Origin of the sequence: Synechococcus sp. RS9902 (assembly GCF_014279635.1) — a bacterium.
GTDB lineage: Bacteria > Cyanobacteriota > Cyanobacteriia > PCC-6307 > Cyanobiaceae > Parasynechococcus.
Genome location: NZ_CP047949.1, coordinates 2,168,345 through 2,193,703 on the forward strand (window position 1 = coordinate 2,168,345; position 25,359 = coordinate 2,193,703).

27 protein-coding genes and 1 tRNA gene are annotated in these 25,359 nt (G+C 63.4%); 17 read left to right on the top strand and 11 right to left on the bottom strand.

From position 1 onward, the window contains the following. The first annotated feature begins 70 nt into the window (after nucleotides 1-70). Nucleotides 71-811 carry a hypothetical protein gene (locus SynRS9902_RS11995; RefSeq protein ID WP_255446137.1) on the top strand — a complete coding sequence of 247 codons (741 nt, stop codon included), beginning with the start codon at nucleotides 71-73 and terminating at the stop codon, nucleotides 809-811. 52 nt (nucleotides 812-863) lie between these two features. On the opposite strand, the gene psbD is transcribed toward SynRS9902_RS11995, so the two are convergent. Next, nucleotides 864-1,919 carry a photosystem II D2 protein (photosystem q(a) protein) gene (gene psbD, locus SynRS9902_RS12000; protein WP_006851499.1) on the bottom strand — a complete coding sequence of 352 codons (1,056 nt, stop codon included), beginning with the start codon at nucleotides 1,917-1,919 and terminating at the stop codon, nucleotides 864-866. Between the two features lie 164 nt (nucleotides 1,920-2,083). Between psbD and SynRS9902_RS12005 the strand changes: the two genes are divergently transcribed. The 4 genes from SynRS9902_RS12005 (at nucleotide 2,084) to SynRS9902_RS12020 (ending at nucleotide 4,185) form a co-directional block, all read left to right on the top strand. Further along, nucleotides 2,084-2,347, top strand: a complete 264-nt coding sequence (locus SynRS9902_RS12005; RefSeq protein ID WP_186510654.1) for a hypothetical protein — start codon at nucleotides 2,084-2,086, stop codon at nucleotides 2,345-2,347. Beyond that, a complete protein-coding gene (locus SynRS9902_RS12010; RefSeq protein ID WP_370586306.1) occupies nucleotides 2,289-3,026 on the top strand; it encodes an ABC transporter ATP-binding protein in 738 nt (245 codons plus the stop codon). The genes SynRS9902_RS12005 and SynRS9902_RS12010 overlap by 59 nt, the downstream gene beginning before the upstream one ends. Before the next feature lie 16 nt (nucleotides 3,027-3,042). Then, nucleotides 3,043-3,114: transfer RNA gene (locus SynRS9902_RS12015), tRNA-Asn, on the top strand. Between the two features lie 282 nt (nucleotides 3,115-3,396). Continuing rightward, nucleotides 3,397-4,185: a response regulator transcription factor gene (locus tag SynRS9902_RS12020; RefSeq protein ID WP_186509283.1), complete on the top strand. Its 789-nt coding sequence runs from the start codon at nucleotides 3,397-3,399 to the stop codon at nucleotides 4,183-4,185. Nucleotides 4,186-4,199: 14 nt separating this feature from the next. On the opposite strand, the gene SynRS9902_RS12025 is transcribed toward SynRS9902_RS12020, so the two are convergent. From SynRS9902_RS12025 to SynRS9902_RS12035, 3 genes are read right to left on the bottom strand one after another with little or no spacing between them, the layout of a single operon-like run. After that, nucleotides 4,200-5,144 (bottom strand): DNA polymerase III subunit delta', encoded by a 945-nt coding sequence (locus SynRS9902_RS12025; RefSeq protein WP_186509284.1) that lies wholly within the window; start codon nucleotides 5,142-5,144, stop codon nucleotides 4,200-4,202. Then, on the bottom strand, nucleotides 5,141-5,770 hold the full coding sequence (tmk, locus tag SynRS9902_RS12030) for a dTMP kinase (RefSeq protein ID WP_186509285.1): 630 nt from the start codon (nucleotides 5,768-5,770) through the stop codon (nucleotides 5,141-5,143). Before tmk ends, SynRS9902_RS12025 begins: the two co-directional genes overlap by 4 nt. Next, nucleotides 5,767-8,094 carry a cation-translocating P-type ATPase gene (locus tag SynRS9902_RS12035; RefSeq protein ID WP_186509286.1) on the bottom strand — a complete coding sequence of 776 codons (2,328 nt, stop codon included), beginning with the start codon at nucleotides 8,092-8,094 and terminating at the stop codon, nucleotides 5,767-5,769. The genes tmk and SynRS9902_RS12035 overlap by 4 nt, the downstream gene beginning before the upstream one ends. A gap of 85 nt (nucleotides 8,095-8,179) precedes the next feature. Between SynRS9902_RS12035 and SynRS9902_RS12040 the strand changes: the two genes are divergently transcribed. After that, entirely contained in the window at nucleotides 8,180-8,701 is a 522-nt protein-coding gene (locus SynRS9902_RS12040) for a photosystem I assembly protein Ycf3 (RefSeq protein ID WP_006849793.1), read from the top strand. Nucleotide 8,702: 1 nt separating this feature from the next. On the opposite strand, the gene radA is transcribed toward SynRS9902_RS12040, so the two are convergent. After that, complete coding sequence (gene radA, locus SynRS9902_RS12045) at nucleotides 8,703-10,100, bottom strand: DNA repair protein RadA (RefSeq protein WP_186509287.1); 1,398 nt, start codon at nucleotides 10,098-10,100, stop codon at nucleotides 8,703-8,705. Nucleotides 10,101-10,190: 90 nt separating this feature from the next. On the opposite strand from radA, the gene rpaB reads away from it, so the two are divergent. The 5 genes from rpaB to SynRS9902_RS12070 are packed head-to-tail and all read left to right on the top strand — an operon-like array spanning nucleotide 10,191 to nucleotide 14,859. Beyond that, nucleotides 10,191-10,937 (top strand): response regulator transcription factor RpaB, encoded by a 747-nt coding sequence (rpaB, locus tag SynRS9902_RS12050; protein WP_038552777.1) that lies wholly within the window; start codon nucleotides 10,191-10,193, stop codon nucleotides 10,935-10,937. Continuing rightward, nucleotides 10,918-12,237 (top strand): phosphate acyltransferase PlsX, encoded by a 1,320-nt coding sequence (gene plsX / locus SynRS9902_RS12055; protein ID WP_186509288.1) that lies wholly within the window; start codon nucleotides 10,918-10,920, stop codon nucleotides 12,235-12,237. The genes rpaB and plsX overlap by 20 nt, the downstream gene beginning before the upstream one ends. A 27-nt stretch (nucleotides 12,238-12,264) precedes the next feature. After that, complete coding sequence (locus tag SynRS9902_RS12060) at nucleotides 12,265-13,284, top strand: beta-ketoacyl-ACP synthase III (RefSeq protein ID WP_186509289.1); 1,020 nt, start codon at nucleotides 12,265-12,267, stop codon at nucleotides 13,282-13,284. A 28-nt stretch (nucleotides 13,285-13,312) separates the two neighbouring features. Then, complete coding sequence (fabD, locus tag SynRS9902_RS12065; RefSeq protein ID WP_186509290.1) at nucleotides 13,313-14,209, top strand: ACP S-malonyltransferase; 897 nt, start codon at nucleotides 13,313-13,315, stop codon at nucleotides 14,207-14,209. Next, nucleotides 14,206-14,859, top strand: coding sequence for a 1-acyl-sn-glycerol-3-phosphate acyltransferase (locus tag SynRS9902_RS12070; protein ID WP_186509291.1), 654 nt, complete (start codon nucleotides 14,206-14,208; stop codon nucleotides 14,857-14,859). The genes fabD and SynRS9902_RS12070 overlap by 4 nt, the downstream gene beginning before the upstream one ends. Here SynRS9902_RS12070 and SynRS9902_RS12075 read toward each other — a convergent pair. From SynRS9902_RS12075 to SynRS9902_RS12085, 3 genes are read right to left on the bottom strand one after another with little or no spacing between them, the layout of a single operon-like run. Beyond that, nucleotides 14,822-15,397: a YdcF family protein gene (locus SynRS9902_RS12075; protein WP_186509292.1), complete on the bottom strand. Its 576-nt coding sequence runs from the start codon at nucleotides 15,395-15,397 to the stop codon at nucleotides 14,822-14,824. The two genes, SynRS9902_RS12070 and SynRS9902_RS12075, sit on opposite strands and share 38 nt — an antisense overlap. Continuing rightward, complete coding sequence (gene tsaB / locus SynRS9902_RS12080) at nucleotides 15,397-16,020, bottom strand: tRNA (adenosine(37)-N6)-threonylcarbamoyltransferase complex dimerization subunit type 1 TsaB (protein WP_186509293.1); 624 nt, start codon at nucleotides 16,018-16,020, stop codon at nucleotides 15,397-15,399. Before tsaB ends, SynRS9902_RS12075 begins: the two co-directional genes overlap by 1 nt. Then, nucleotides 16,017-16,268 carry a Ycf34 family protein gene (locus SynRS9902_RS12085; RefSeq protein ID WP_011365320.1) on the bottom strand — a complete coding sequence of 84 codons (252 nt, stop codon included), beginning with the start codon at nucleotides 16,266-16,268 and terminating at the stop codon, nucleotides 16,017-16,019. Before SynRS9902_RS12085 ends, tsaB begins: the two co-directional genes overlap by 4 nt. A gap of 32 nt (nucleotides 16,269-16,300) precedes the next feature. Here SynRS9902_RS12085 and SynRS9902_RS12090 point away from each other — a divergent pair, with 32 nt between their 5' ends. Further along, a complete protein-coding gene (locus SynRS9902_RS12090) occupies nucleotides 16,301-17,494 on the top strand; it encodes a CCA tRNA nucleotidyltransferase (RefSeq protein WP_186509294.1) in 1,194 nt (397 codons plus the stop codon). Between the two features lie 61 nt (nucleotides 17,495-17,555). Further along, nucleotides 17,556-18,008, top strand: a complete 453-nt coding sequence (locus SynRS9902_RS12095) for an RNA-binding protein (RefSeq protein ID WP_186509295.1) — start codon at nucleotides 17,556-17,558, stop codon at nucleotides 18,006-18,008. 55 nt (nucleotides 18,009-18,063) lie between these two features. Here SynRS9902_RS12095 and SynRS9902_RS12100 read toward each other — a convergent pair whose 3' ends face one another. Both SynRS9902_RS12100 and pds read right to left on the bottom strand, forming a co-directional pair. Further along, nucleotides 18,064-18,972 (bottom strand): phytoene synthase, encoded by a 909-nt coding sequence (locus SynRS9902_RS12100; protein WP_186493980.1) that lies wholly within the window; start codon nucleotides 18,970-18,972, stop codon nucleotides 18,064-18,066. A gap of 3 nt (nucleotides 18,973-18,975) precedes the next feature. Beyond that, a complete protein-coding gene (gene pds, locus SynRS9902_RS12105) occupies nucleotides 18,976-20,394 on the bottom strand; it encodes a 15-cis-phytoene desaturase (RefSeq protein ID WP_186509296.1) in 1,419 nt (472 codons plus the stop codon). An 88-nt stretch (nucleotides 20,395-20,482) separates the two neighbouring features. On the opposite strand from pds, the gene SynRS9902_RS12110 reads away from it, so the two are divergent. Beyond that, a complete protein-coding gene (locus SynRS9902_RS12110) occupies nucleotides 20,483-20,830 on the top strand; it encodes an NAD(P)H-quinone oxidoreductase subunit M (protein WP_025362552.1) in 348 nt (115 codons plus the stop codon). Then, nucleotides 20,827-21,462 (top strand): DUF3172 domain-containing protein, encoded by a 636-nt coding sequence (locus SynRS9902_RS12115; protein ID WP_186509297.1) that lies wholly within the window; start codon nucleotides 20,827-20,829, stop codon nucleotides 21,460-21,462. The genes SynRS9902_RS12110 and SynRS9902_RS12115 overlap by 4 nt, the downstream gene beginning before the upstream one ends. Here SynRS9902_RS12115 and SynRS9902_RS12120 read toward each other — a convergent pair. Next, nucleotides 21,437-22,441: a LysR family transcriptional regulator gene (locus SynRS9902_RS12120; RefSeq protein WP_186509298.1), complete on the bottom strand. Its 1,005-nt coding sequence runs from the start codon at nucleotides 22,439-22,441 to the stop codon at nucleotides 21,437-21,439. The two genes, SynRS9902_RS12115 and SynRS9902_RS12120, sit on opposite strands and share 26 nt — an antisense overlap. An 81-nt stretch (nucleotides 22,442-22,522) precedes the next feature. Between SynRS9902_RS12120 and SynRS9902_RS12125 the strand changes: the two genes are divergently transcribed. Both SynRS9902_RS12125 and SynRS9902_RS12130 read left to right on the top strand, forming a co-directional pair. Next, nucleotides 22,523-23,254 carry an NnrU family protein gene (locus tag SynRS9902_RS12125; protein ID WP_186509299.1) on the top strand — a complete coding sequence of 244 codons (732 nt, stop codon included), beginning with the start codon at nucleotides 22,523-22,525 and terminating at the stop codon, nucleotides 23,252-23,254. A 34-nt stretch (nucleotides 23,255-23,288) separates the two neighbouring features. Beyond that, nucleotides 23,289-25,298, top strand: a complete 2,010-nt coding sequence (locus SynRS9902_RS12130) for an NAD(P)H-quinone oxidoreductase subunit 5 (protein ID WP_186509300.1) — start codon at nucleotides 23,289-23,291, stop codon at nucleotides 25,296-25,298. Nucleotides 25,299-25,359: the final 61 nt, after the last annotated feature.

Sequence of the window (25,359 nt, forward strand, 5' to 3'; positions counted from 1 at the left end):
AAAGCGCAGGTTAAGCAGAGGTTTAGAACCGAACTCTGAGACCGGGGTTCACCCTCCGCACAAGCCAACCGTGATTGAGCAACCCACTGCAGCGGATCCAGGCCAGATCGGAATCATTCCGCTGACGCCACGATCGATCCGAAAGCTGCTGATGGCCATCACCGCAGGGCTCTTGCTGGCCCACAGCATCGTGCAAGTGGGCATTTACGGCTTCGGGGCGGAGAAGCATTGGCTGGACAGCCTCAACATGGACCGCGAACTCAACCTGCCCACCCTGTTCAGCAGCGCGCTGTTGCTGATGGCGGCCCTGTTGATGCAACGACTGGGGCAGAGCAGCGATCGCATCGCTGCCCGGGACTGGAGTTTACTGTCGAAAATTTTCATCTTTCTGGCACTCGACGAAGCCCTTCAGATCCACGAGATCCTGATCATTCCAGGGCTCAGGCACCAGGTGCACCCCGCCCTGGCATCCACCTGGGTGGTGCCTTACGCCATGCTCGCCCTTATTCTGCTGTGGCGCTTTCGCCGCTTCCTCGGCTCAATCTCCCGAGCAACGGCATCACGGTTGCTGCGATCAGGGGCCGTCTACATCGGCGGTGCCATCGGCATGGAGATGATCGGCAGCTTTGCCGTTCGATCGAATCTGATCCGACTGCATAGCCCCTGGTATGGCGCCATTACAGGCCTGGAGGAAGCGTTGGAACTGCTTGGCATCGTTCTGCTCATCGATGCACTGTTGCGAGCGCTGCTCGATCAACGCAGCGGCCTCGATCTCACGTTGCGTCTGGGACCTGATTCAGACAGCAACTGAACCAAAAAAAACCGCCCGGTTGGGCGGTTAGAAGGAACCATCGAACTTGCGATCAGAGGGCGTTGCCGCGGGGCAGAACCTCTTCAGGGAAGACGAAGTTTTCGTGCGGCTGGTCAGCCGGTGCCATCCAGGCACGCAGACCTTCATTCAGAAGGATGTTCTTGGTGTAGAAGGTCTCGAATTCGGGATCTTCTGCAGCTCGGATTTCCTGTGACACGAAGTCATAGGCGCGCAGGTTGAGGGCCAGGCCGATGATGCCGATGGAGCTGGTCCACAGGCCCATCACAGGCACGAACAACATGAAGAAGTGCAGCCAGCGCTTGTTGGAGAAGGCGATACCGAAGATCTGACTCCAGAAGCGGTTGGCGGTGACCATGGAATAGGTCTCTTCTTCCTGGGTGGGCTCGAACGCCTTGAAGGTGTTGGCCTGCTCACCGTCCTCAAACAGGGTGTTTTCCACGGTGGCGCCGTGAATGGCGCAGAGGAGTGCACCGCCGAGGATGCCGGCGACGCCCATCATGTGGAAGGGGTTCAGGGTCCAGTTGTGGAAGCCCTGGAGGAAGAGGAGGAAGCGGAAGATCGCAGCCACACCGAAGGAGGGCGCGAAGAACCAGCTGCTCTGGCCGAGGGGGTACATCAGGAAGACGCTGACGAACACCGCAATCGGACCGGAGAAGGCGATGGCGTTGTAAGGGCGGATGCCCACCAGACGAGCGATTTCGAACTGACGGAGCATGAAGCCGATCAGTGCGAAGGCGCCGTGCAGGGCCACGAAGGCCCAGAGGCCGCCGAGCTGACACCAGCGAACGAAGTCGCCCTGGGCTTCAGGGCCCCAGAGCAGCAGCAGGCTGTGACCCATCGCATCAGCGGGGGTGGACACAGCGGCGGTCAGGAAGTTGCAACCTTCCAAGTACGAGGAGGCAATGCCGTGGGTGTACCAGGAGGTGACAAAGGTGGTGCCTGTCAGCCAGCCACCGATGGCCAGGTAGGCCGTTGGGAGAAGAAGGATGCCGGACCAGCCGACAAAAACGAAGCGGTCGCGCTTGAGCCAGTCATCGAGGACGTCAAACCATCCCCGCTGTGGCGCGCGTCCTACAGCGATCGTCATGAGAGGTGCTTCATGATCCGTTACACGGATGAGCCTAGGGGGTGATCACCGAAATGGGGCGGCTCCCCGCACCCTTTTCGAGGGGATGAGTAGAAATGCGCATTTTTGGACCGACGGGATGCCGGTCCCTCCGCGAAGATGACGCATCGCTTCTTTCCAACGCTGTGTACGTCATCGAACTGGCCCTGCGCATGAGTCCTGTCCCGGTGTCTGTTCAGCGCAAGGAGCATGCAGATGCCGATGCGCTGTATCAGCAGATCCACCAGGCCCTCGAGAACGGCCAACCGCGGCTGCTGGAGCTCACCTGCGAGAAAGTGGAAGGCAAGAAAGTAACGCTGCTGGTCAGTGAGGTTCTTGCCGTTCAGCTTTATGAGAAAGCTGCGGCAGCGGGTGGCAGCAAGCGTCCCGGCTTTTCCTTTGATTCCTGACACCTCAACCGCCGAGCTGAACGTTGAGGCCGTCAGCCACCGCTGGCCGAACGGCCAGCAGGCCCTCAACCGTTGCAACCTGGTCATTCCTGGCCCAGGCCTCTGGATGCTGGTGGGCAGCAACGGCAGCGGCAAAAGCACCCTGTTCCGCCTGATTTCAGGACTGCTCGAACCCCAGAGCGGACGCATCGCCTGCCGCAGCAAAACGGCCCTCGTGTTTCAGAACCCAGACCATCAGCTGCTGCTCCCCAGTTGCGGCAGCGATCTGCTGCTGGGCATGGACCCTGAAGGGCCCCAGCAGCACCGCCTGAGCACCGTGCGCGGCCTGCTGAGCCAGCTTGGCCTCGCCCAACTGGAGAGACGGCCGATTCACAGCCTCAGCGGCGGCCAGAAACAACGCCTGGCCATTGCCGGAGCCCTAGCCAGTGACGCCGGGCTCCTGCTGCTGGATGAACCGACCGCCCTGCTCGATCCCAGCAGCCAAGCAACCGTGCTGACCACCGTGCAACGGCTTTGCAAAGACCCCGTGAAGCCGATCACAGCGCTGTGGATCACCCACAGGCTTGGGGAATTGGCCTTCGCCGATGGCGCCGCTCGCATGCAGGACGGTCGGATTGGACCATGGACCCGAGGCACAGAACTGCAACGGCGCTTGCAGTTGGGCACATTCGAGGGGTAAGTTCTTCGGGTCTCATTCCTCGGTAGCTCAGCGGTAGAGCGGTCGACTGTTAATCGATTGGTCGCAGGTTCGAATCCCGCCCGGGGAGCTTTCAAGCCACAGCTCACGCTGTGGCTTTTTTATTGACGAAAAGAGGAATTTCGTGACGGGTGATTGCCCGAAGCGGAAGACTTCCTAAACAGACACTGGCGGAAGACAAGCAAAAAAACCTCCAGATTGCTGTTCCTGCAATCGATCTGCGACAACCAAGCCCCTAACGGTCTCTTTGCTGAAAATCTGCAGACACTTGAAAAGCTTGAGAGAATCCGTTCAGCGTTAATCCCTACAGACAAGCGCTCGTTATTTCTCCAGCCGAATTGCCGCCGAACCGATGAAGCCCTGCATCCTGCTAATCGAAGATGACCAGGACATGCGCGACCTGGTCAGCGGCCATTTGGAGCACAGCGGCTTCGACGTGCAGCGCGCCGACGATGGCATCAAAGGTCAGGCCCTCGCGCTGCAATACACCCCGGATCTGATCCTGCTGGATTTGATGCTGCCCAAAGTGGATGGCCTCACCCTGTGTCAGCGCCTGCGGCGCGACGACCGCACCGCTGGGATTCCGATCCTGATGCTGACGGCTCTCGGCGGCACCAAAGACAAGGTGAGCGGTTTCAATTCCGGAGCCGACGATTACCTGACCAAACCGTTCGACCTGGAGGAACTTCAGGTGAGGGTCAAAGCCCTGCTGCGTCGCAGTGACCGAGCTCCTGCTGGGACCACCAACCACAACGAGATCCTCAGCTACGGGCCTCTCACCCTTGTACCCGAGCGCTTTGAAGCCATCTGGTTTGATCAACCCGTGCGACTCACACACCTGGAGTTCGAACTTCTCCATTGCCTGCTGCAGCGTCACGGGCAGACCGTGGCCCCCTCTTTGATCCTCAAGGAAGTGTGGGGCTACGAGCCCGATGACGACATCGAAACCATTCGCGTACACGTCAGGCACCTGCGCACCAAGCTGGAGCCCGATCCGCGCAAGCCACGCTTCATCAAGACGGTGTACGGAGCCGGCTACTGTCTGGAACTGCCCACCAGCGCTCAGATGGATGGCCTGGAGGACGTGGTGGCCATGGCCCGCGAAGAGCGCAAGCAGCAAGGTGATCGAGCCTCGGCCTGATCGCCTTCGAGCACCTAGGAGACGGATGGCGTGAGGTCGAGCAGCGCCACCTCCCAGGCCAATCGCGGCTGAACGAACGAGAGCAGCTGGCCGCGCAGCGTGTCCAGGCGCTTGAGACTTGAGGCGGAACTGCCGGAGCGCCAAAGCCGGTGCTGCCACCAGCCAATCAACCAGAGCTGCTGCTCGCCATCGAGGGCTTCGCAGAGATCGCGTGCCAATGCCAGCGCCTCCATTGGAGTGCTGGGGAGAGAATCAAGGCGCTGAACCAACGCCTCGGGCAGACCAGCCAGGCTGCGGCGATGGTCGATCAGAGCGCCTGGAGACCCGGCAGCCAAGGCCAGAAGTTCCGGAGCATCCTGAGCTGTAGCGCCGGTGCGCTCGAGCACCTGAGCCATGGCCTCGGGGTTGAGCCGAATGAAACGGATCAACTGACAGCGGGAGCGAATTGTGCTGAGCAACCGCTCGGGGGCTGAGGTCAACAGAATCAGCACCCCATGGCCGGGTTCCTCCAGCGTTTTCAACAGGGCATTGGCCGCAGCTTCCGCCATCGCCTCAGCAGCCTCAATCACAACCATCCCGCGCTTCGCCTCCACCGGCTGCCGGGCCAGACAGCGTCCGATGTCGCGGATCTGCTCCAAGCGCAACTGGGGCGGAGTGCGGCGGCTGAGCCCCGCCTCCTCAGCTTCGGCGCGGGTCAGCAAACGGCCCTGATGCTGATAGGTGGGTTCCACCCAGAGCAGATCGGGGTGATTGCGTTCCAGCAGGCGTCGGCGTTCCCGGGCCGAGGGCTGACCGTCGGCCAGCAGTCCCTCCAGAAAACGCACCGCCGCCAACTGACGACCCACCCCTTCAGGGCCGGCAAAGAGATAAGCCGGGGCCACACGGTCCTGGGCCAGGGCCGCCGAAAGCAGATCAACGGCACGGGGCTGGCCGATCAGATCCTCAAACAGCGCGCTCAAGCCAAATGCTCCTGAAGCTGACGTTCCAGAGCAGCACGAACGGCGCTGGCTGACTGATCTGCAGCGACGGTGCACCAGGAACGCTGCTGGGCCAACTGGGCAAAACCCTGTGACACCCGCTCCAGGAATGCGGCTCCCTCGGCTTCGATGCGGTCCTCCTTGTCCCCGAGACGGCGCCGCAGGCTCTCTTGAACGGAAAGGCGCAGCCAGAGGGTGAGATCGGGCTGGAGCCCCGTGGTGGCGATCTGTTCGAGCCGCTGAATCAAGTCCCGATCCAGACCCCGCCCATAGCCCTGATAGGCGAGGGTCGATCCCGCGAAACGATCGCTGATCACCCAGTCACCACGCTCCAGCGCAGGACGGATCAACGTTTCAACATGCTGCGCCCGATCGGCGGCGTAAAGCAGCAGTTCAGCGGTGGGAGCTGGTGCCACCTGGTCTGCCGTGTGCAGCAGGAGTTCACGGATTGAGCGGCCCAGGGGAGTGCCTCCGGGCTCACGGGTGCAGACCACAGCAGCACCCTTCGGCATCAGACCGCTTTTGGGCAACCACTCGACCAGATGCTGGATCTGCGTGGTCTTGCCGCAGCCATCGATGCCCTCCAGAACAATGAAGCGACCTGTCATGGCAAGCGAAGAGCCAGGGCGTTGAGCACCACAGTGATCGAACTTAGGGCCATCAACAGCGCCGCCAACGGGGGCGACAGCAGCACCCCATGGCTGGGGAGCAAGGCACCGGCGGCCACCGGAAGAACAATCAGGTTGTAACCGAAGGCCCAGAACAGGTTCTGCCGCACCTTCACCAGGGTGCGGCGCGCCAGGCTGAGGGCTTCGGGCAGGTTGTCGAGCCGATCGCCGAGCAACACCAGACCAGCGGAGTCCTGCGCGATCTGGGTTCCAGTGCCAATGGCAATCCCAAGATCAGCCGCGGCCAGGGCCGGCGCATCGTTGATGCCGTCGCCCACCATGGCCACCCGCTCGGCCTGCCGCAGCTGCTCGAGGCGCTGCAGCTTCTGCTCCGGCAGCATCTGCCAGCCCAGATCCTTGGCGGCAAAGCCCAGCTGCTGACCAAGGCGCTGCACAGCCGCCTGCCGGTCACCACTGAACACCGAAAGCGCCAGACCGTGAGAACGCAGGCGTTGCAACGCCGGGGCAACATCCGGGCGCAGCTGATCCTCGATCTGCACCAGGCCCACCAGGACAGCTCCCACAGCAACAGCCACCACCGAGCCTTCAGCGGTAGAGAGCCAGTCCTGGGCAGCGGGGGCGATGGCAACACCCTGCTCCTCCAACCAGTCGGGCTTGCCAGCACGCACCTGAGCCGATGCACCGTCCACGTGGCCCTCCAGGCCCTGGCCGGAGATGGTGCGAACGTCCTCGCAGTCCAGAAGCGCGAGCTCCCGGCGCTGGGCCTCCTGCAGCAGGGCGTAGGCCAAGGGATGGCGGCTGCTTTGCTCCAGGCTGGCCGCGAGCTGCAACAAATGATCCGGGTCATCCCCGTACACATCGGTCACGAGGGGGCGCCCCAAGGTGAGGGTGCCGGTCTTGTCGAAGACCACATGGTCCAAACCGGCGGCTGTTTCGATCACATCACCACCGCGGAACAGCCAGCCGCGCCGTGCTGCCAAGCCGGTGGCCACCGTGATCACAGTGGGGGTCGCCAGACCCAGGGCACAGGGACAGGCGACCACCAGCACGGCAATTGACAGTTGCAGGGCCAGACCCATCGGGGTGCTGGCTCCACTGCCCAAGCCGCCGTGATGCATCCCATGGCCATGGTCCATCCCATGGGACATCGCATGGGTCATGGGCATCCCAGGGGCTGACGCCTGCAGAACCTCAGGCCAGTGCTGGGCACCAAACAACCACCAGAACAGAAACGTGGCGAGGGCCAGGCCGATCACGCCATAGCAAAAACGGCCTGCCACACGATCGGCCAGGCCCTGGATGGGGGCCCGACGGGCCTGGGCCTGCTCCACCAGACGAATGATCCGGGCCAGGGCGGTTTCGGCACCGACACGGGTGACCTTCAAAACCAGGGTTGACTCCAGATTGAGGCTGCCGGAGGACAAATCCGTGCCGGGCTCCGCCTGCAGTGGCAAGGGCTCACCGGTGAGGCTGGACACATCAACGGCCGAGGCCCCCTCAAGCACCACCCCATCCACTGGAATGCGGTCACCGGCCAGCAACTGCACGGTTTCACCGGGCCTGAGAGCGCCAACGCGCACCTCACGAATCTCCCCGTCGCTCAACAGCAGGCGCGCCGTGTCCGGCTGGAGCTCAGCCAGCTGCTGCAGGGCCTGACCGGTCCGGAAACGGGCCCGTTCCTCGAGGAAACGTCCCAGCAGGACGAACCCCAGCAACATCACCGGTTCATTGAAAAAGCAGGGCCAACCCACCTGGGGCCAAACCAAGGCCACCAGGCTGGCCACATAGGCACTGCTCACCCCCAGGCCCACGAGGGAATCCATGCTGGGGGCCCCTGCGCGAGCGGCCGCAACACCACCCACCAGGATCGGACGGCCCGGCCCCAGCAGAGCCACCGTTGCAAGCGTGGCGTGAAAAGGCAGGCTGCCGATCAAGGGAAGCGACAGGTGACCGGCCTCGCTGACATGCCCCAGCACCGACAGCAACAGCAGCACCAGGGCCACCATCAGCTGTCGCCATTGCTGCCACCAGCCCGGCAGCGCCTGCCCGGCAGCCACCGCTCCGATCGGGGCATCCAGGGAACGCTCCTTGGCCGGAAAGCCTCTGTCTGCCAGGGCTTTCAAGACACCATCCACATCACTCTCACCGGCAGTGAGATCGAGCCAGGCCGAGCGGCTGACCAGATTCACATCGGCGCGCTGAACACCGGGCTGATCCAGCAGGGTGGTTTCCACAGCGCGGACGCAACCGCCGCATTTCATCCCTTCCACATCCAGGACGACGGTCTGAACCGAAGGGCTCACAGGTGTTTACGCAACAGGGATCTTTACGAGCAGGCTAGGTCGGGCTCTGGTCCCGTCAGGATGGGGGTCCGTCCGCCGGAGCGCCGTGCCCCGCAGCAACCGCAACGACAACTTCATTGACAAGAGCTTCACGGTGATGGCGGACCTGATCGTCAAGCTGTTGCCGATCAATGCCCGCTCCAAGGAGGCCTACGTCTATTACCGGGATGGCCTCTCCGCCCAGAACGATGGCGACTACGCCGAAGCGCTGGAGAACTACGAGGAGGCCCTGAAGCTCGAGGAGAACTCCACCGACCGGAGCGAAACCCTCAAGAACATGGCCATCATCTACATGTCCAACGGCGAGGAGGAGCGGGCGATCGAGACCTACCGCAAGGCGCTCGAGGAAAACCCGAACCAGCCCTCCTGCCTGAAGAACATGGGGCTGATTTACGAGAAATGGGGCCGCATCGCCGAGGAAGGCGGTGAGCAGGACGCAGCGGATCGCTGGTTCGACCAGGCCGCTGACGTCTGGACCCAGGCCGTGCGCCTCAATCCCGGCGGTTATCTGGACATCGAGAACTGGCTGAAGTCCACGGGCCGCAGCAACGTCGACGTCTACTTCTGAATCAGTCCTGGTCGGGCTGCACGGCATCACCGAGCGCCAGCACCAGTGCCTCGGTGACGCTGTCGGCCTCAAGAAGAGCGAGATCCAAACCAGAAGCCAGATCGCCCAGGCCACTGCCCCGGGGGACGACGGCCCGCTGAAACCCGATCCTAGCCGCTTCCTGGAGCCGAAGCTCCAGCTGACCCACAGGGCGCAACTGCCCCCCCAAACCAAGCTCACCGATCAACACCGTGCCCGCAGGCAGGGTGAGATCTCTGAAACTGGCCACCACCGCTGCAGCGACCCCCAGATCCGCCGCCGGCTCCTCCACCTCCAGGCCACCGGCAACGGCCAGATAGCAGTCGAATCGGGAGAGCGGCAGTCCCATGTGCTTCTCCAGCACCGCAAGGATCTGGTGCAGACGGTTGGTGCCGATCCCTGTCGCCGTGCGTCGCGGACTGGCATAGCTGGTGACGTTCACCAAGGCCTGCAGATCCACCACCAAAGAGCGCGTGCCCTCACAGGCCACGATCGTGGCGACACCGGAGGCGCGGGCATCGCTGAGGAACAGCTCACTGGGGTTGCCCACCTCGGCCAGGCCACCGCTTTGCATCTCAAACAAACCCAACTCATGGGTGGCACCGAAGCGGTTCTTGACGGCCCGCAGCAGGCGATGACTGGCGAAGCGGTCTCCCTCGAAGGTGAGCACCGCATCCACGAGGTGTTCCAACACCTTCGGGCCGGCCAACATGCCTTCTTTGGTGACGTGCCCCACCAACAACAACGAGATGTTCTGGCGTTTCGCCAGCCGTTGCAGGGCAGCTGCACATTCACGCACCTGACCGACGGACCCCGGCGCACTGGTGAGGTTGGCGTCATGCAACGCCTGAATGCTGTCGATGATCGCCACAGCAGGGCGCAAGGCCTCCAGCTCCTCCAGCACCAGTTCCAGATCGGTTTCGGCCAGCAACTGCAGCTCCGATGCCCCCCCGGCAAGCCGCTGCCAGCGCAGCTTCACCTGCTGCGCTGATTCCTCAGCGCTCACATAGAGCACTGATGCACCGGCCGCCATGGCCGAGGCGCTCTGCAGCAGCAATGTGCTCTTGCCGATACCCGGATCGCCTCCCACCAGCACCAGCGAACCGGGCACCAAACCACCACCCAGAACGCGGTCAAATTCCGCCGACCCGGTCGCCAGCCGCTGCAGCGGCTGATCCTCCAGCGAGGCCATGGCCGTGGACCGTCGCGGGGCAGCGGCCTGCTCCGGATCCGGAGCACTGCGGCGGCGACGGCCATCGTCGGCGGGCTGGGATTGCTCCACCAGCGAATTCCAGCTGCCGCACTCCGGGCAACGGCCGAAAAACTGTCGGGCACGGGCTCCACAGACCTGACAGATGAAAACAGCGGTGGATTTGGGCACTGCGAACTGTGAAGAAAGTTGCCGTTGAATGAACGGAGCAGGGGGCTGCCCTTTTATTTGTGGCGAGAAGTGACTAACGCCTCGGTGCCCATGACGGCCACGGCTCCCACCAAGGAAACGATCCTCGTGGTCGACGACGAGGCATCGATCCGACGGATCCTGGAAACCCGTCTATCCATGATTGGGTACAACGTCGTGACTGCCTGCGACGGCACGGAAGCTCTGGAATTGTTCCCCACCTGCATGCCAGACCTGGTGGTGCTGGACGTGATGATGCCAAAGCTGGACGGCTATGGCGTCTGCCAGGAGCTGCGCAAGGAATCCGACGTTCCCATCGTGATGCTGACGGCCCTCGGCGACGTGGCTGACCGCATCACCGGGCTTGAGCTCGGTGCCGATGACTATGTGGTGAAGCCCTTCAGCCCGAAGGAGCTTGAAGCCCGCATCCGCTGCGTGCTGCGCCGGGTGGAGAAAGAGCAGGTGGCGGGCATTCCCAACTCCGGCGTGATCCAGGTCAGCGACCTGCGCATCGACACCAACAAACGCCAGGTGTTCCGCGGCGATGAACGCATCCGCTTAACGGGGATGGAATTCAGCCTGTTGGAACTGCTGGTGAGCCGTTCCGGCGAACCGTTCAACCGCGGCGAGATCCTCAAAGAGGTGTGGGGCTACACCCCGGAGCGCCATGTGGACACCCGGGTGGTGGATGTTCATATCTCCCGTCTGCGCTCCAAATTGGAGGATGATCCTGCCAATCCCGAGTTGATCCTCACAGCTCGGGGCACCGGCTACCTGTTCCAGCGCATCGTCGATTCCGTTGCCTCCGAAGGACCCTGATCCCACCCCGGCTCCTCAGCCGCGGCATAAAACAAACCGTCCTCGGGCGATCCGTCGCCTGGTGATTTGGTATCGGCGCAACGCCGCCGTCACAACCATCGTTGATGGTGCTGCCAGCTCAGCAACGGCCGCGGGTTCGATGGCCGGCAACGTGGCGGAAACCGTGGTCTCCGGAGCAGGCACGGTGGCCAGCACCGTGCTCCAACCGCTGGGGTTCGATCCCCTGCGCTGGCTGCAAGGGGGCACCGATACCGATGAGATCGACGATGCGGAGCGCCTCTGGGTGGCCGTCGATGGCATGGGTGGTGACCATGCGCCGGGGCCGATCCTGGAGGGATGCCTGGACGCCATTGACCGGCTGCCGCTGAAGATCCGCTTCGTGGGGGAGATCGACCGGGTGATGGCTGACGCCAACAGCCTTGGCCTACGCGAAGCCTTGGAGAGTGCGCGGGCAGCAGGACATCTGGACCTGGTGGCCAGTGGGCCCTCCATCGGCATGGATGACGAAGCCACGGCGGTGCGGCGCAAACGGGACGCCAGCATCAATGTGGCCATGGACCTCGTGAAGAAAGGCAAGGCCGAGGCGGTTTACTCCGCCGGTAATTCCGGTGCGGTGATGGCCTCAGCGATTTTTCGGCTGGGACGGCTCAAGGGCATCGACCGTCCTGCCATCGGCGCCCTGTTCCCCACAAAAGATCCCAGCAAGCCGGTGTTGGTGCTCGATGTGGGCGCCAACATGGACTGCAAGCCCACTTACTTGCACCAGTTCGCTCTGCTGGGGAACATCTACAGCCGGGATGTGCTGCAGGTGAAACGCCCACGCATTGGCCTGCTGAACATCGGCGAAGAGGAGTGCAAGGGGAACGATCTCTCCCTGAAGACCCACGAATTGCTGCGGGACGAATCCAGGCTCCACTTCGCCGGCAACTGCGAAGGCCGGGATGTGCTTTCGGGCGACTTCGATGTGGTGGTCTGCGATGGATTCACCGGCAATGTGCTGCTCAAGTTCCTCGAGTCCGTCGGCAGTGTTCTGTTGGGGGTGCTGCGGGCGGAGTTGCCCCGGGGACGTCGCGGCAAGGTTGGCTCAGCGTTCTTGCGCAGCAACCTGAAGCGCATCAAGAAGCGGCTTGACCATGCCGAGCACGGTGGCGCTCTATTGCTTGGCGTGAACGGCATTTCCGTGATCGGCCACGGCAGCAGCAAAGCCCTCTCCGTGGTCAGTGCCCTGCGCATTGCCCACTCCGCAGCCAGCCATGGGGTGATGGAGGATCTCGCCACGCTGCAACAAAGTTGTGATTGACTGACGCGACGTCAATCAACCTCCGCCTTGGTCGAGCCGCTCAGCACAACCAGCGGAGTGTTGTTCCGAGGATCTGGCAGCGCGACGCCCAGCCGCTCGATCAGCAACGCTGAGCTTGGCCAGCGGGTTGAGACGAGTGACGAATGGATCCGCAGTCGCACCGGCATTGCCGCGCGACGGGTGGTCAACAGCGACGAATCCCTGGCGGAACTGAGCGGACTGGCGGCGGAACGGGCCTTGGAGATGGCCGGTTGGTCGGCAGACAGCCTCGATCTCATCCTGTTGGCCACCTCCACCCCGGACGACCTGTTCGGTTCGGCTCCACGGCTGCAGGCGCGCCTCGGCGCCACCCATGCCGCGGCCTTTGATCTCACCGCTGCCTGCAGCGGCTTTCTCTTCGCCGTTGTGACCGCCGCCCAGTACCTGCGCAGTGGGGCAATGCGCCGCATTCTCGTGGTGGGGGCCGATCAACTCAGCCGCTGGGTTAACTGGGACGATCGACGCTCCTGCGTTCTCTTCGGTGATGCGGCTGGTGCCGTGGTGCTGGAAGCTTCAGAGAGCGGTCAGGACGATCTCGACGGATTCCTGTTGCGCTCCGATGGCAGCCGCGGCGAAGTGCTCCAGCTGCCCCAGGTGAACCAGCGCCGGCCCCTGGTGGGGGACGCCAGCCATCAATGCGGCGGCTTCAGCCCCATCCAGATGAACGGTCAGGAGGTCTACAAATTCGCGGTGCGCGAGGTGCCGGCGATTCTCGAGAAGCTGCTTGCACAGGGTGGTGTCACCGCAGATTCCCTGGATTGGCTGCTGCTGCATCAAGCCAACCAGCGCATCCTTGATGCCGTGGCGGATCGCTTCTCGGTGCCCTCCGAAAAAGTGCTCAGCAACCTGGCCAACTACGGCAACACCTCGGCAGCCACCATTCCCCTGATGCTGGATGAAGCCGTGCGGGATGGCCGCATCCAACCCGGCCATCGCATCGCCAGCAGTGGATTCGGAGCGGGATTGAGCTGGGGTGCAGCCCTCTTCCGCTGGAGCGGGCCCGCCTAATCTCCGGCACGGTCTGCAGAACACAGCAATGGCGATCGCCTGGGTCTTTCCCGGTCAGGGCTCTCAAAAAGTGGGCATGGCAGAAGCGCTGCTCAGCATCGAAGGCAGCCGCGAGCGTTTCGCCATGGCCTCCGAGCTGCTGGGGCGTGATCTGCTGGCGATCTGCCAAGGGGAATGCGGCGGTGGTGATGGCCCGGATGACCTCAACGACACCCGCAACACCCAGCCCGCCCTGTTCGTGATCGAATCGGTACTGGCCGACAACCTTCAGCAGCAGGGCCGCGAGCCCGCGCTGGTGGCCGGCCACAGCCTGGGCGAGCTGGTTGCTCTGTACAGCGCAGGAGTGTTTGGGCTGGAGACCGGTCTGCAGCTGATGAAAACCCGCTCAGAACTGATGGCGAACGCCGGGGGCGGCGCCATGACGGCCGTGATCGGCTTCGATCGCGCTCAACTGGACGATCTGGTGGCCGCCACGGACGGCGTCAGCATCGCCAACGACAACAGCGATGCGCAGGTGGTGATCTCTGGCTCTCCAGAGGCCGTGGAACGCGTGAGTGGAGCCCTGAAATGCAAGCGCGCCATCCCTCTGGCCGTCTCCGGAGCCTTCCACTCCCCGTTCATGGCGGAGGCGGCTGAGCGCTTCGCCGCCGAGCTGGACAACGTGCCCTTCCTGGATGCCCGCGTTCCGGTGCTCAGCAACAGCGCCGCCAGCGCCAGCACCAGTGCAGACGAGCTCAAACAGCGCCTGAAGCAGCAAATGACCACCGGCGTGCGCTGGCGCGAAACCATGGCGGTCATGACCGACAGCGGCGTGGACACCCTGGTGGAAATCGGTCCGGGCAACGTGCTCAGCGGCCTGGCCAAACGCAGCATGAGCGGGGTCACCACCGCCCAGATCTCCGGAGCTGGAGACCTCGGACAGTGAGTCAGTCCAGCCTCATCCGCACCCCCAAGCCGAGCCTCACCTACCGGCTGGTCAGCAGCCTGCTGGTGTTCCCGGTCTTCCGCTTGCTGTTCCGCGGATCGACCTCCGGGAACAACCGAGTGCCCATGCAAGGGCCCCTTGTGGTGGTGGCCAACCATGGCTCGCACCTGGACCCGCCCCTCCTGGGCCATGCCCTGGGGCGCCCCGTGGCCTTCATGGCCAAGGCGGAACTGTTCAACATTCCGCTCCTGGGGCGCTTGATCCGGGCCTGTGGTGCTTACCCCGTGCGGCGGGGTGCCAGCGATCGCGAAGCGATCCGCACCGCAACGGCTCGACTCGAAGAAGGCTGGGCAACGGGGGTGTTTCTGGACGGCACCCGACAGAACGACGGCCGGATCAACAACCCACTCCCCGGAGCGGCCCTGCTTGCGGCTCGCACGGGAGCCCCGCTGCTGCCGGTGGCCATCTGCAACAGCCACCGCGCCTTGGGCAGCGGGCGCAGCTGGCCGCGCCTTGTGCCGATTCAGCTGCGCATCGGCGACCCCATTCCAGCCCCGGCCAATCGCCGCAGGCCTGATCTGGATGCCACCACCGCTCTGCTGCAGGAACGCATCAACGCTCTGCTGGATCAGGGGCCGCTGCATCCCTGAGGTCGCGACCGGTCATCACCCACGCCACCGCACGAAGCCAATCACTCCATTGCTTGAGGCGCCCCTCTTGGGCGCAGTCTTCGCGGCAGGCCACGGGAACGCCGGTGAGCTGAATTCCGCGGCTGCCGGCCACCACCTGGCCCACCGCCATGGAGCGGGGCAGGTGGTCTTCACTGGTCACCAGCAGCACGTGGCGAACGCCATCCGCCTGCAGCTCATCCACCACCGACGTGAAGTTGCTGAGGGTGTCACGGGCCCGGTAATCCAGGGTGACGCGGTCGGGATTGAAGCGCTCCTCACTGAGCATCCATTCGGCGTACTCACGGTTGCTGCCGCCGCTCACCAGCAGGGGCAGGTCGAGCTGACGGGCCAACCGGGCACCCAGTCGTTCCCGGTCCACATCCCCACCGAGCACCAGCACCAGCTGCGGCGGGCTGCGATCCAACAGAGCCCGCCGATAGGGCGACAACGGGCCAGGCCCCAACAGCCAGACCATCAGACCAGCTCCCAGTAGCAGCCCGGTACGCACACCCGCCATCAGACCTGTCCAACAGGGGAGGTGGGGTAGATCGGCAGAACCTCAGCCCAGGGCATCGCTGCCCCGGCAGCATGGCTGCGCTGCAGCAGCTTCAGCAACTGCGCCACATCCGCCTCCACATCAAGCTGCACCTCAACAGTGGGCTGGGGTGATGCCCCCTGCGGCAGCAGGGTCGGCAGGCTGAGTTCATGCACCTGCCCAGCCGTGATCTGGTATTCGCCACCCACCACCCCCCGCCGGGGCAACTCCTGGGTGATCCAGAACGGTTCCCCCTGCATGGCTTTTGGCAATTGCACCTCCAGACGTGGGGCCATCAGGGCATAACTGCTCACCCCCAGCAGGGGGCAATCCAGCTGTTGCGCCAGGGTGCGGGCCATCACCACCGTGAGGCGGGTGCCGGTGAAGCCACCGGGTCCCGTCGCCACAGCAAGGCCCTGCAACTGGGGCCAACGCTCAGGCGGGAGGAGCTCCTGAACCCGCGAAATCAAGCTGTTGGACAGGCCCCGGCCATCAGGATGGACCTGCACCAGAGGCTCTGCCCCGGGCTGCTGGGGATCCAGCAGTGCCATGCCGAAGAAGTCAGAACAGCTGTGCAGGGCGAGCAGCAGCGGCAGAGCCGTCATCGGGGCAGCTCCTGTCCAGGACGACAACGCTGCCACCGTCCTGGATCCGCCTTGAAGCTGGAGCAGGACCGCACATCCCATTCAATCCCGGCCTGGCCATCGGGGAGATCCATTACCGAAACGTGAATGCGAGGCGCGTCTGGCTCAAAATCCGGGGTCTGGGCCAGATGCGGAACACCATGCTGACGCTCAACTGCGTGATAGGCCTGACAACGGTCGACCCAACTGCAATCCACGCAGATGCACATGCCTCCCGAGGCCGTTCACTCTCCCCATTCTGATGGCCCAAGGCCCCGGCGACGCATTGCTTGACCAGCTGCGCGAGCGACTGGCGCCAGACCAGTGGCCTCTCCCCCTGGCACGGCTTCCGGAGGGCACGGCGCTGGTGGGTGGCGCCGTGCGGGATGGCTTGCTGGACCGTCTCCAGGAGCAGCCGGATCTGGACCTGGTGGTCCCATCGGATGCCATCGCCCTGACCAAGGCCCTGGCCCAGGAGCTCCATGGCACGTGTGTGGTGCTCGACGCGGAACGGAGCATTGCTCGGCTGGTGCTTGGGGGCTGGACGGTCGACATCGCCCGACAGGACGGAGACCGCATCGAAGACGACCTCTGGCGGCGCGACTACCGGCTCAATGCCATCGCCGTGTCTCTCCAGCCCTGGGGAGAGCTGTGGGACCCCACAGGAGGACTGAGCGACCTCCAGCAGGGGTGCCTGACCGCCGTCTCGGAAGCCAACCTCATCGACGATCCTCTGCGGTTGCTGCGGGGATTAAGGCTGATGGCGGAAATCCCTCTCACCATCTCCAGCCAGACCATGGCGTGGATTGAGCGCCACGCCGCACGGCTTCCAGAAGCGGCACCGGAGCGAATCCTGGCGGAGCTGCAGCGCCTGGTGCGGGGCGAACACGCTGACGCCGCGATGGCAGCCCTCACAAGCCTGCCGTTGCTGCATCCCTGGGCGGCCGGAGGGCAACCTCCCACGCCCGGCAACATCTATGGCCTGACCAGCGAGGAAGCAGCAGCAGCAGTGCCCTTGGCGCGACTGACGGCCCTGGTCAGCGATGAGGGGCTCAGCCAACTCCGCGCCAGTCGCGCGCTGCGCCAGCGCTGCAAACGGCTGCGGAGCTGGCAGCACCGCACCGGCCAGACCCCGGACGCGCTACCCGAGAGCGATCGACTGCAATTGCACGAAGAGCTGGAGGGGGATCTCCCCGCCCTGGCCCTGCAACTGCCCATGCTCGAAAAAGAAATCTGGCTGCGTCGATGGCGCAACGCCGAGGACCCTCTGTTCCACCCCAGAACCCCGGTCGACGGCAATGGCCTGCTCACGGCCCTGGAGATCGAACCCGGCCCCCGTCTCGGACGCCTGCTGCTTCATCTGAAGCTTGAACATGCCTTTGGACGCATCAAGACCCCAAGCGAGGCACTGAAGGAGGCCCAACATTTCTTGACCCGTGAAAGCGAGGCTCTGTGATTAACTTTGCTGGTGTCAATGATGACGGTCAGACACCGACAGATCGCATTTCCTTTCCTTCATGAGCATCCGCCTGTACATCGGCAACCTGCCGCAGACCTTTGAAGAACAGGAGCTGGTGGCTCTGCTCAAGACGGTGGGAGAAGGGATTCGGTTCAAGTCGGTTCTCGACCGCGAAACCGGTGCATGCCGCGGTTTCGGCTTCGCCAACGTGGACGATCCGAAGCTGGCTGACGCCGTGATCGAAGCGCTGAATGGCAAGGAGTTCGGCGGCAGCGCTCTGCGCGTCGAGCGCTCCGAGCGTCGCGACAACAATGCTGGTGGCAACCGTCGTGGGGCCCCCAACGCAGCCGGTCAGCCTCAAGTGGCCCGCAAGGCGGTGAACAAAGTGGTTCACTCCGATGCGAAGAACGAGGGCGCTCCCGACCCCCGCTGGGCCGGCGAGCTGTCCAAGCTTAAGGATCTCTTGCTTGGCCAACCAGAAGACGGCGGTTTGATCCCGTCACCGATCTGATTGAGGGAAACAGCCGATCAACACCAGCCCCTGCCGGTCTGACCGTCGGGGGTTTTTAGCGTGACTGAGCCAACAGGAATGAACGGGGCAGATCAAGCAGCTTGTTGACCTTGGCCACGTAGGCACGGTGATTGAACACGTCGTAATCGACCCGCTCGATTTCATCCAGGATGCCGCGGTAGAGCCGAAGCGACGTCCACACCGGCCAGCGCGCATCGGCAGACAGCCAACGGACTCCTGCCTCGGAGCGAGCAAACCAATCGCGAGCCCGCTCCAGCTGGAAGCGCATCAACGCACGCCAGGCGTTGTTGAGGGTTCCGGCCATCAACTCCTCCTCGGAATAACCGAACCGCTCGAGATCTTCCTGGGGCAGATAGATACGGCCACGGCCCCGGTCTTCCCCCACATCCCGAAGGATGTTGGTGAGTTGGTTGGCGATCCCAAGGGCGACAGCGGCATCGGAGGTGTCGGGACAGTCGCTCCAGGGGGCTGAGGTGTAGGCCTGGTCGACACCCATCACCCCCTGGGTCATCAGGCCAACGGTGCCTGCCACGCGATAGCAATAGAGTTTGAGGTCTTCAAAGCGGGGGTAGCGGGTCCAGGTGAGGTCCATCCGCTGGCCCTCAATCATGTCGAGGTAAGGCTGAATGCCCTGGGGAAAGCGCTCCAGGGTGTCCACCATCACCGCATCGAGGTCGTCCTCCACCCGGCCATCAAAGAGAGCACGGGTCTTCTCCTCCCAGCGGTCGAGCCGCTCTGCAAGTTCTTCGACCGGACGCGCTTGGGCCTCCGGGCTGTCCATCAATTCATCGGTGCGCCGGCACCACACATAAATCGCCCAGATGGCACGCCGCTTCTCCGGAGGGAGAAGCAAGGTGCCGATATAGAACGTCTTGGCCCACTCGGCGGTCTCCCGACGGCAGGCCTCAAAGGCTGCGTCGAGATCCGGGGAGGCGAGGGGCATGGCTCAGGCCGTCACAGGCTCACTGGAAGAGGTCGATGATGCCAGCTGGCCTGTCTTGCGGTCCACCGCACCGGCACAGAGCTTGCCACTGAGCACAGCACCCTCCATCGAGGCGAGATAGCGCTGCATGGTGTAGTCGCCCGCAAGGAAGAAGTTCTCGATCGGGGTGGTTTGATCCGGGCGCAGCTCCTGGCAACCGGGAGTCGTCTTGTAAACGGACAACGGCGTCTTCACGACCTTGTATTTGCGCAGGGTGGCGGGGTTATCGCCACTGAAGTGCATCGGGAACAGCTTCTTGAGCTCACCCATGGTGGCATCGATGATCTCCTCGTCGGGACGGCCGATCCAGTCTTTGGCGGGAGCAAAGACCAGCTCAAGCATCGACTTATCGGGGTCTTCGTACTCCCGGCAGGTGATGCTCATGTCGGCGTACACGCTGAGCAGGGGGGAGCGGCTGAACAGCAGATGGTCGATGTCGGTGAGCTTGCGATCGAACCAGAGGTGCAGGTTGATCACGGGGACACCCCGGAGGCCATCCAACTTCTGGAACACCTCCATCTGCTTCCAGGGCTCAGGCAGCAGCATCTTGAAAGGATCCACCGGCAAGGCACTGACATAGGCATCAGCGGTGAGATCGAAGCTCTCCTTGCCCTTCACGCCACCGATGTGGAAGGCCGCCACCGACCCATCGGCATTGAGCTTGATCTCACGCAGGGGGCTGTCGAGGTGCACTTCACCACCCAGTGACTCGATGTGCTCGACCACCGGCTGGCAGAGGCGCTCCGGCGGTGCGCCATCCAGGAACGCCATCTTGGAGCCGTTCTTCTCCTGCAGGAAGCGATTGAGCGCTGTGAGCACAACCGTGGCAGAAATTTCATCGGGATCGATGAAATTCAGGGCCTTGCTCATGGCCAAGAACACCTCATCGTTCACCCGCTCTGGGATGTTGTGGACCCGCAGCCACTCGGTCCAGGAGTATTTGTCGCACTCCTCGACGTACCCCTGACCCCGGAGCATCGCAGGCACAAGGCCCAGGCCGAAGCTGATTTTCTCAGGCCAGCTCAGCATGTCGTTGTTGCCCAGGATCGCCGCCACACCATTGACCGGTGCCGGCAGATCGGGGAAATCAAAGCGGCTGTAGGTGCCGGGTTCGTCCTGCTGGTTGAAGATCATCGAATGGCTCTTCCACTGCAGCCGGTCTTCGATGTTCAGCTCCTTGAACAGCTGCAGCATGTTCGGGTAGGCCCCGAAGAAGATGTGCAGGCCGGTCTCGTACCAGTCGCCGTCCTCGTCTTTCCAGGCCGCCACCTTGCCGCCCAGCACATCACGGGCTTCAACCACGATGGGGGTGTGGCCGGCATCTGCCAGGTATTTGGCACAGGAGAGTCCAGCAAGACCAGCTCCGGCAATAGCGACGCGCATGCGGCCGTCTCGAAAGTGAAACCAACCTTAAAAGGGCTTGACCCCCGTTCGCTTCTTAAAGTCGTGTCAGCTTTCCCGTGGGCGCGTCTTGGCTGACACCCTTCTCAAGTGCACCACCCGCCACGTGCGCCTGTTCACAGCAGCACTTCAAGAGGAGGATCTGGTTCCTTCGGATGACCAGCTGACCTTGGATCTGGATCCCGACAACGAATTTCTCTGGGATGCCGCCAGCCTCGCCAAGGTGCAGGGACGCTTCAAGGAACTGGTGGATGCCGCGGCCGGCGGCGAACTGAGTGACTACACCCTGCGCCGCATCGGCACAGACCTGGAGGGATTCATCCGGCAACTGCTCCAGGCCGGAGAACTCAGCTACAACCCAGATGGCCGCGTGCAGAACTTCTCCATGGGCCTGCCCCGCACCCCTGAACTGTTGTGACCGGCTCGCGCTACGACCGCGGCGGCCGCCGACCGCGGGACAGCCGCTACGACCGCGTTGAGCGTGACCGCTATGACGCTCCGCCCCGGGGCGGATACGGCCGTCCTCCCGGCCCCCCACCAGGAGGTGGAGGGGGCCAAGGCGGCTTTCAATTCAGCACCCTCACCGTGGCCGTCCTGGCAGGGGTTCTCGTGGTGGGGATCGGCATCGGCAGCGCTGTCACCAGCACCACCACGGGCGACCAGGGGAACATCGCCAGCTCCCAGCAACTGGACATGGCCGTTCCCGACCCGGAGTTCTGCCGCCAGTGGGGGGCGAGCGCCTTCGTCATGGACATCGAGATGTACACGACGCTCAACCCCTCCAGCAGCTTTGTGACCCAGCCGACCCTGCAACCGGGTTGTGTGATCCGTCGGGAGAACTGGTCGGTGCTGCGCAAGGAGGGAGCCATCACCGCCGAGCAGGAGCGTGAGTGCAAACAGCGGATGAACACCTTTGCCTACATCGGCTCCGTTCGGGACAAGCCCGTGGTGCGCTGCGTCTACCAAACCGACATCAGTGAGAACAAATTCCTCACCCGAGGTGTGGCAGATGACGCTGTGGGCGTCACACCAGAGGCCGATCAGTTCTAAACCAGTGCTCCCCGATCGCTTCAGGCACGACCTTCGCTGCCTGGCGAATCGGGCTGTCAGCACTGGCAAAGACGGGCAGAACGTCATTACGGAAGGCCACCGAAGCACGTGAGCAGTAGCGGGCGGGGTGGGTGATCAGCTTGAGCTGGCGCCGCACCTGCAGATCAGCCACCTGGGGCCGATGAATCGTGCCCGCCATTAACTCCCGCTCGATCGACACCACGGGAACAAAGGCGGCGCCCAGGCCCGCCTGAACGGCATTTTTGATGGCTTCCAGCGAATTCAGCTCCATATCGATGCGGAGGCGCTGCACATCCAGGCCGGAACGCGCCAGAAGCTGGTCGACCATCTTCCGGGTGGTGGATTGCGCATCGAGGCAGACAAAGCCCAGGCGATAGAGGTCTTCCTTGGTGAGTTCAGCCAGCCGGGCCAGGGGGTGCTTCACCGGCAGCACCAGCGCCAGCTCATCACTGGCGTAGGGCACCACCTGCAGCAGTTCATTGAGTTCCGCCGGCAATTCACCACCGATGATCGCCAGGTCGATCTGACCGTTGGCCACACTCCAGCCCGTGCGGCGGGTGCTGTGGACCTGGAGCTGCACGGACACGTCAGGATATTTCTGGCGGAACAGGCCGATCATCCGAGGCATCAGATAGGTGCCGGTGGTCTGACTTGCCCCCACGATCAGGGATCCACCTTTGAGGTTGTGGAGATCATCCAGGGCCCGACAGGCTTCGTGGCACTGGCTCAGGATCCGGTCGCAGTAACTCAGCAGCAGATGGCCAGCCTCAGTGAGCTGCGCCTTGCGCCCGCCGCGATCAAACAGCGACACCTCCAGCTGCTTCTCCAGGTTCTGGATCTGAAGGCTGACGGCGGGCTGGGTGACGTAAAGACTGTCGGCGGCTTTCTTGAAGCTGCCCTCACTGACAATCGCGCGAAGGATCCGCAGCTGGTCGAGGGTGAACGGCAGATCGGCCACCGCGGAACACCCGGAGGAACACCAGAAATTTAGGACCGCCACGTCCGCCAGCCAGAATCACGCCCTTCCAACGCAGCCGCCATGGCCTCCACCCACCACAGCAGCGTCGTGATGCTGGTGCTGCTGATCCTGTTTGCGGTGATTCACAGCGGTGGAGCTGCCCTGCGCAGCCGGGCTGAGGACGTGATCGGAGCGAGGGCCTGGCGCCTGATCTTCGCGGCAGCCAGCATTCCCTCGGCCGTGGTGGTGATCGGCTGGTTCCTGGCCCATCGCTACGACGGGGTGCGGCTGTGGAATCTCCAGGGCGTGCCTGGGGTGATTCCGATCGTGTGGATCGGAACCGCCATCAGCTTTCTCTTCCTTTATCCAGCCACCTACAACCTGCTGGAGATCCCGGCGGTGCTGAAACCACAGGTGCGTCTTTATGCCACGGGAATCATCCGCATCAGCCGCCATCCCCAGGCCATCGGGCAAATTCTCTGGTGCCTCACCCACGCCCTCTGGATCGGCAGCAGTTTCATGTTGGTGACCTGCGTGGGCCTGATCGGCCATCACCTCTTCGCCGTCTGGCATGGCGACCGGCGCCTGAAGACCCGCTTCGGTGAGGCCTTTGATGAGCTCAAGGCCAGAACCTCGATCGTGCCGTTCGCTGCCGTTCTGGACGGACGCCAGCAGCTGCAGTGGCAGGAATTTGTCCGCCCCGCGCAACTGGGCATCGCCATTGCCGTCGGCGTGTTCTGGTGGGCCCACCGCTTCATTCCGACGGCTGCCGAGTTGATGCGCAATTCAGCACTCCAGAACCTGCTGGGCTGAGCTGCCTACACTCGTTTAAACCTGCTTTTTGCGGATGCCCTCGGCCGAGGAACTCGCCTGGCTCATTCCCGTTCTGCCCCTGTTCGGCGCCGTGCTGACCGGGCTGGGATTGATCAGCTTCAACCGCACGATCAACCGGTTGCGCAAACCCGTTGCGCTGCTGTTGATCTCCTGTGTTGGTGCAGCTGCGGCCCTCAGCTACAGCATCCTGTTCAACCAGCTCAATGGCGCCCCGCCCGTTGAACACCTGTTCGTCTGGGCCAGTGCCGGCAGCTTCGTTCTGCCGATGGGCTACGTGGTGGATCCACTCGGGGCGGTGATGCTGGCGCTGGTCACCACCATCGCCCTGCTGGTGTTGGTGTATTCCCACGGCTACATGGCCCACGACAAGGGCTATGTGCGCTTCTTCACCTACTTGGCGCTGTTCAGCAGCTCCATGCTGGGGCTGATCATCAGCCCCAATCTCCTCGAGATCTACGTCTTCTGGGAGCTGGTGGGCATGTGCTCCTATCTGCTGGTGGGCTTCTGGTACGACCGTGATGGCGCCGCCCACGCTGCCCAGAAAGCCTTTGTGGTGAACCGGGTGGGTGACTTCGGCCTGCTGCTGGGCATCCTTGGTCTGTTCTGGGCCACCGGCAGCTTCGATTTCCAGGGAATCGCCGATGGCTTGCAGAACGGCCTGGCCGCCGGAACGGTGGCGCCATGGGCCGCGCTGCTGCTCTGCCTGCTGGTGTTCATGGGTCCGATGGCCAAGTCGGCCCAGTTCCCTCTCCACGTTTGGCTGCCCGATGCCATGGAGGGCCCGACGCCGATTTCAGCGCTGATTCACGCCGCCACGATGGTGGCCGCAGGGGTGTTCCTGGTCGCCCGCCTCGATCCCCTCTACGCCCAGTTCCCCGTCGTTCAAACCGTGATCGCCGTCGTTGGCACGATCACCTGCTTCCTGGGGGCCTCCATTGCCCTAACCCAGATGGATCTTAAGAAGGGTCTGGCCTACAGCACCGTCTCCCAGCTCGGTTACATGATGCTGGCGATGGGTTGCGGCGCCCCGGTCGCCGGCATCTTCCACCTGGTGACCCACGCCTTTTTCAAGGCGATGTTGTTCCTGGGATCAGGCTCCGTCATCCACGCCATGGAGGAGGTGGTGGGCCACGAGCCCGTTCTTGCCCAGGACATGCGCCTGATGGGCGGCCTGCGCAAAAAGATGCCCGTCACCTCGATCACCTTCTTCATCGGCTGCATCGCCATCAGTGGCATTCCGCCCCTGGCCGGCTTTTGGAGCAAGGACGAAATTCTTGGTCAGGCCTTCAACAGCTACCCACTGCTCTGGGTGGTGGGCTTCCTGACAGCAGGGATGACGGCCTTTTACATGTTCCGCCTCTATTTCCTCACCTTTGAAGGGGAGTTCCGCGGCAACGACACCGCCATGCAGGCCCAGCTGCTGAGCGCGGCCGGAAAGGATCCTTCCGAGCACCACGCCCATGGCGGCAGCGTGCATGAATCGGCCTGGCCGATGGCGGCCCCCTTGGCGGTGCTAGCGGTGCCTTCTGTGCTGATCGGCCTGCTTGGCACTCCCTGGAACAGCCGATTCGCAGGCCTTCTCAATCCCGAAGAAGCCCTCGAGATGGCCGAACATTTCAGTTGGGGAGAATTCCTTCCGCTGGCGGGCGCCTCCGTGGCCATCTCAGTTGCCGGCATCAGCCTGGCCGTTCTGGCCTATGCCCTGCGTCGGATTGATCTGGGGCAGCTGGTGGCAGGTCGCTTCCCGGCGGTGAATGCCTTCCTCGCCAACAAGTGGTACCTCGATGTGTTGAACGAGAAGCTGTTCGTTCGGGGCAGCCGCAAACTGGCGCGCGAGGTGCTCGAGGTGGATGCCAAGGTGGTGGATGGCGTGGTCAACCTCACCGGACTGCTCACCTTGGGCAGCGGCGAAGGTCTCAAATATCTGGAGACCGGACGGGCCCAGTTCTATGCCCTGATCGTGTTTGCCGGCGTGATCGGCTTGGTGGTGCTGTTTGGCGTGATCGGCGGACCAATCGCTTAAGGCCTAACGCCCATGTGTGTCATCGCCTATCGAGGTGATGACACAGCGGCCATGATTTCTA

Coding starts and splice junctions, on each gene's coding strand:
- psbD (WP_006851499.1), bottom strand. CDS start 1,919: ATGACGATCGCTGTAGGACGCGCGCCACAGCGGGGATGGTTTGACGTC.
- SynRS9902_RS12010 (WP_370586306.1), top strand. CDS start 2,289: ATGAGAAAGCTGCGGCAGCGGGTGGCAGCAAGCGTCCCGGCTTTTCCT.
- SynRS9902_RS12020 (WP_186509283.1), top strand. CDS start 3,397: ATGAAGCCCTGCATCCTGCTAATCGAAGATGACCAGGACATGCGCGAC.
- tmk (WP_186509285.1), bottom strand. CDS start 5,770: ATGACAGGTCGCTTCATTGTTCTGGAGGGCATCGATGGCTGCGGCAAG.
- rpaB (WP_038552777.1), top strand. CDS start 10,191: ATGACGGCCACGGCTCCCACCAAGGAAACGATCCTCGTGGTCGACGAC.
- fabD (WP_186509290.1), top strand. CDS start 13,313: ATGGCGATCGCCTGGGTCTTTCCCGGTCAGGGCTCTCAAAAAGTGGGC.
- SynRS9902_RS12075 (WP_186509292.1), bottom strand. CDS start 15,397: ATGGCGGGTGTGCGTACCGGGCTGCTACTGGGAGCTGGTCTGATGGTC.
- tsaB (WP_186509293.1), bottom strand. CDS start 16,020: ATGACGGCTCTGCCGCTGCTGCTCGCCCTGCACAGCTGTTCTGACTTC.
- SynRS9902_RS12085 (WP_011365320.1), bottom strand. CDS start 16,268: ATGTGCATCTGCGTGGATTGCAGTTGGGTCGACCGTTGTCAGGCCTAT.
- SynRS9902_RS12090 (WP_186509294.1), top strand. CDS start 16,301: ATGGCCCAAGGCCCCGGCGACGCATTGCTTGACCAGCTGCGCGAGCGA.
- SynRS9902_RS12095 (WP_186509295.1), top strand. CDS start 17,556: ATGAGCATCCGCCTGTACATCGGCAACCTGCCGCAGACCTTTGAAGAA.
- SynRS9902_RS12100 (WP_186493980.1), bottom strand. CDS start 18,972: ATGCCCCTCGCCTCCCCGGATCTCGACGCAGCCTTTGAGGCCTGCCGT.
- pds (WP_186509296.1), bottom strand. CDS start 20,394: ATGCGCGTCGCTATTGCCGGAGCTGGTCTTGCTGGACTCTCCTGTGCC.
- SynRS9902_RS12125 (WP_186509299.1), top strand. CDS start 22,523: ATGGCCTCCACCCACCACAGCAGCGTCGTGATGCTGGTGCTGCTGATC.
- SynRS9902_RS12130 (WP_186509300.1), top strand. CDS start 23,289: ATGCCCTCGGCCGAGGAACTCGCCTGGCTCATTCCCGTTCTGCCCCTG.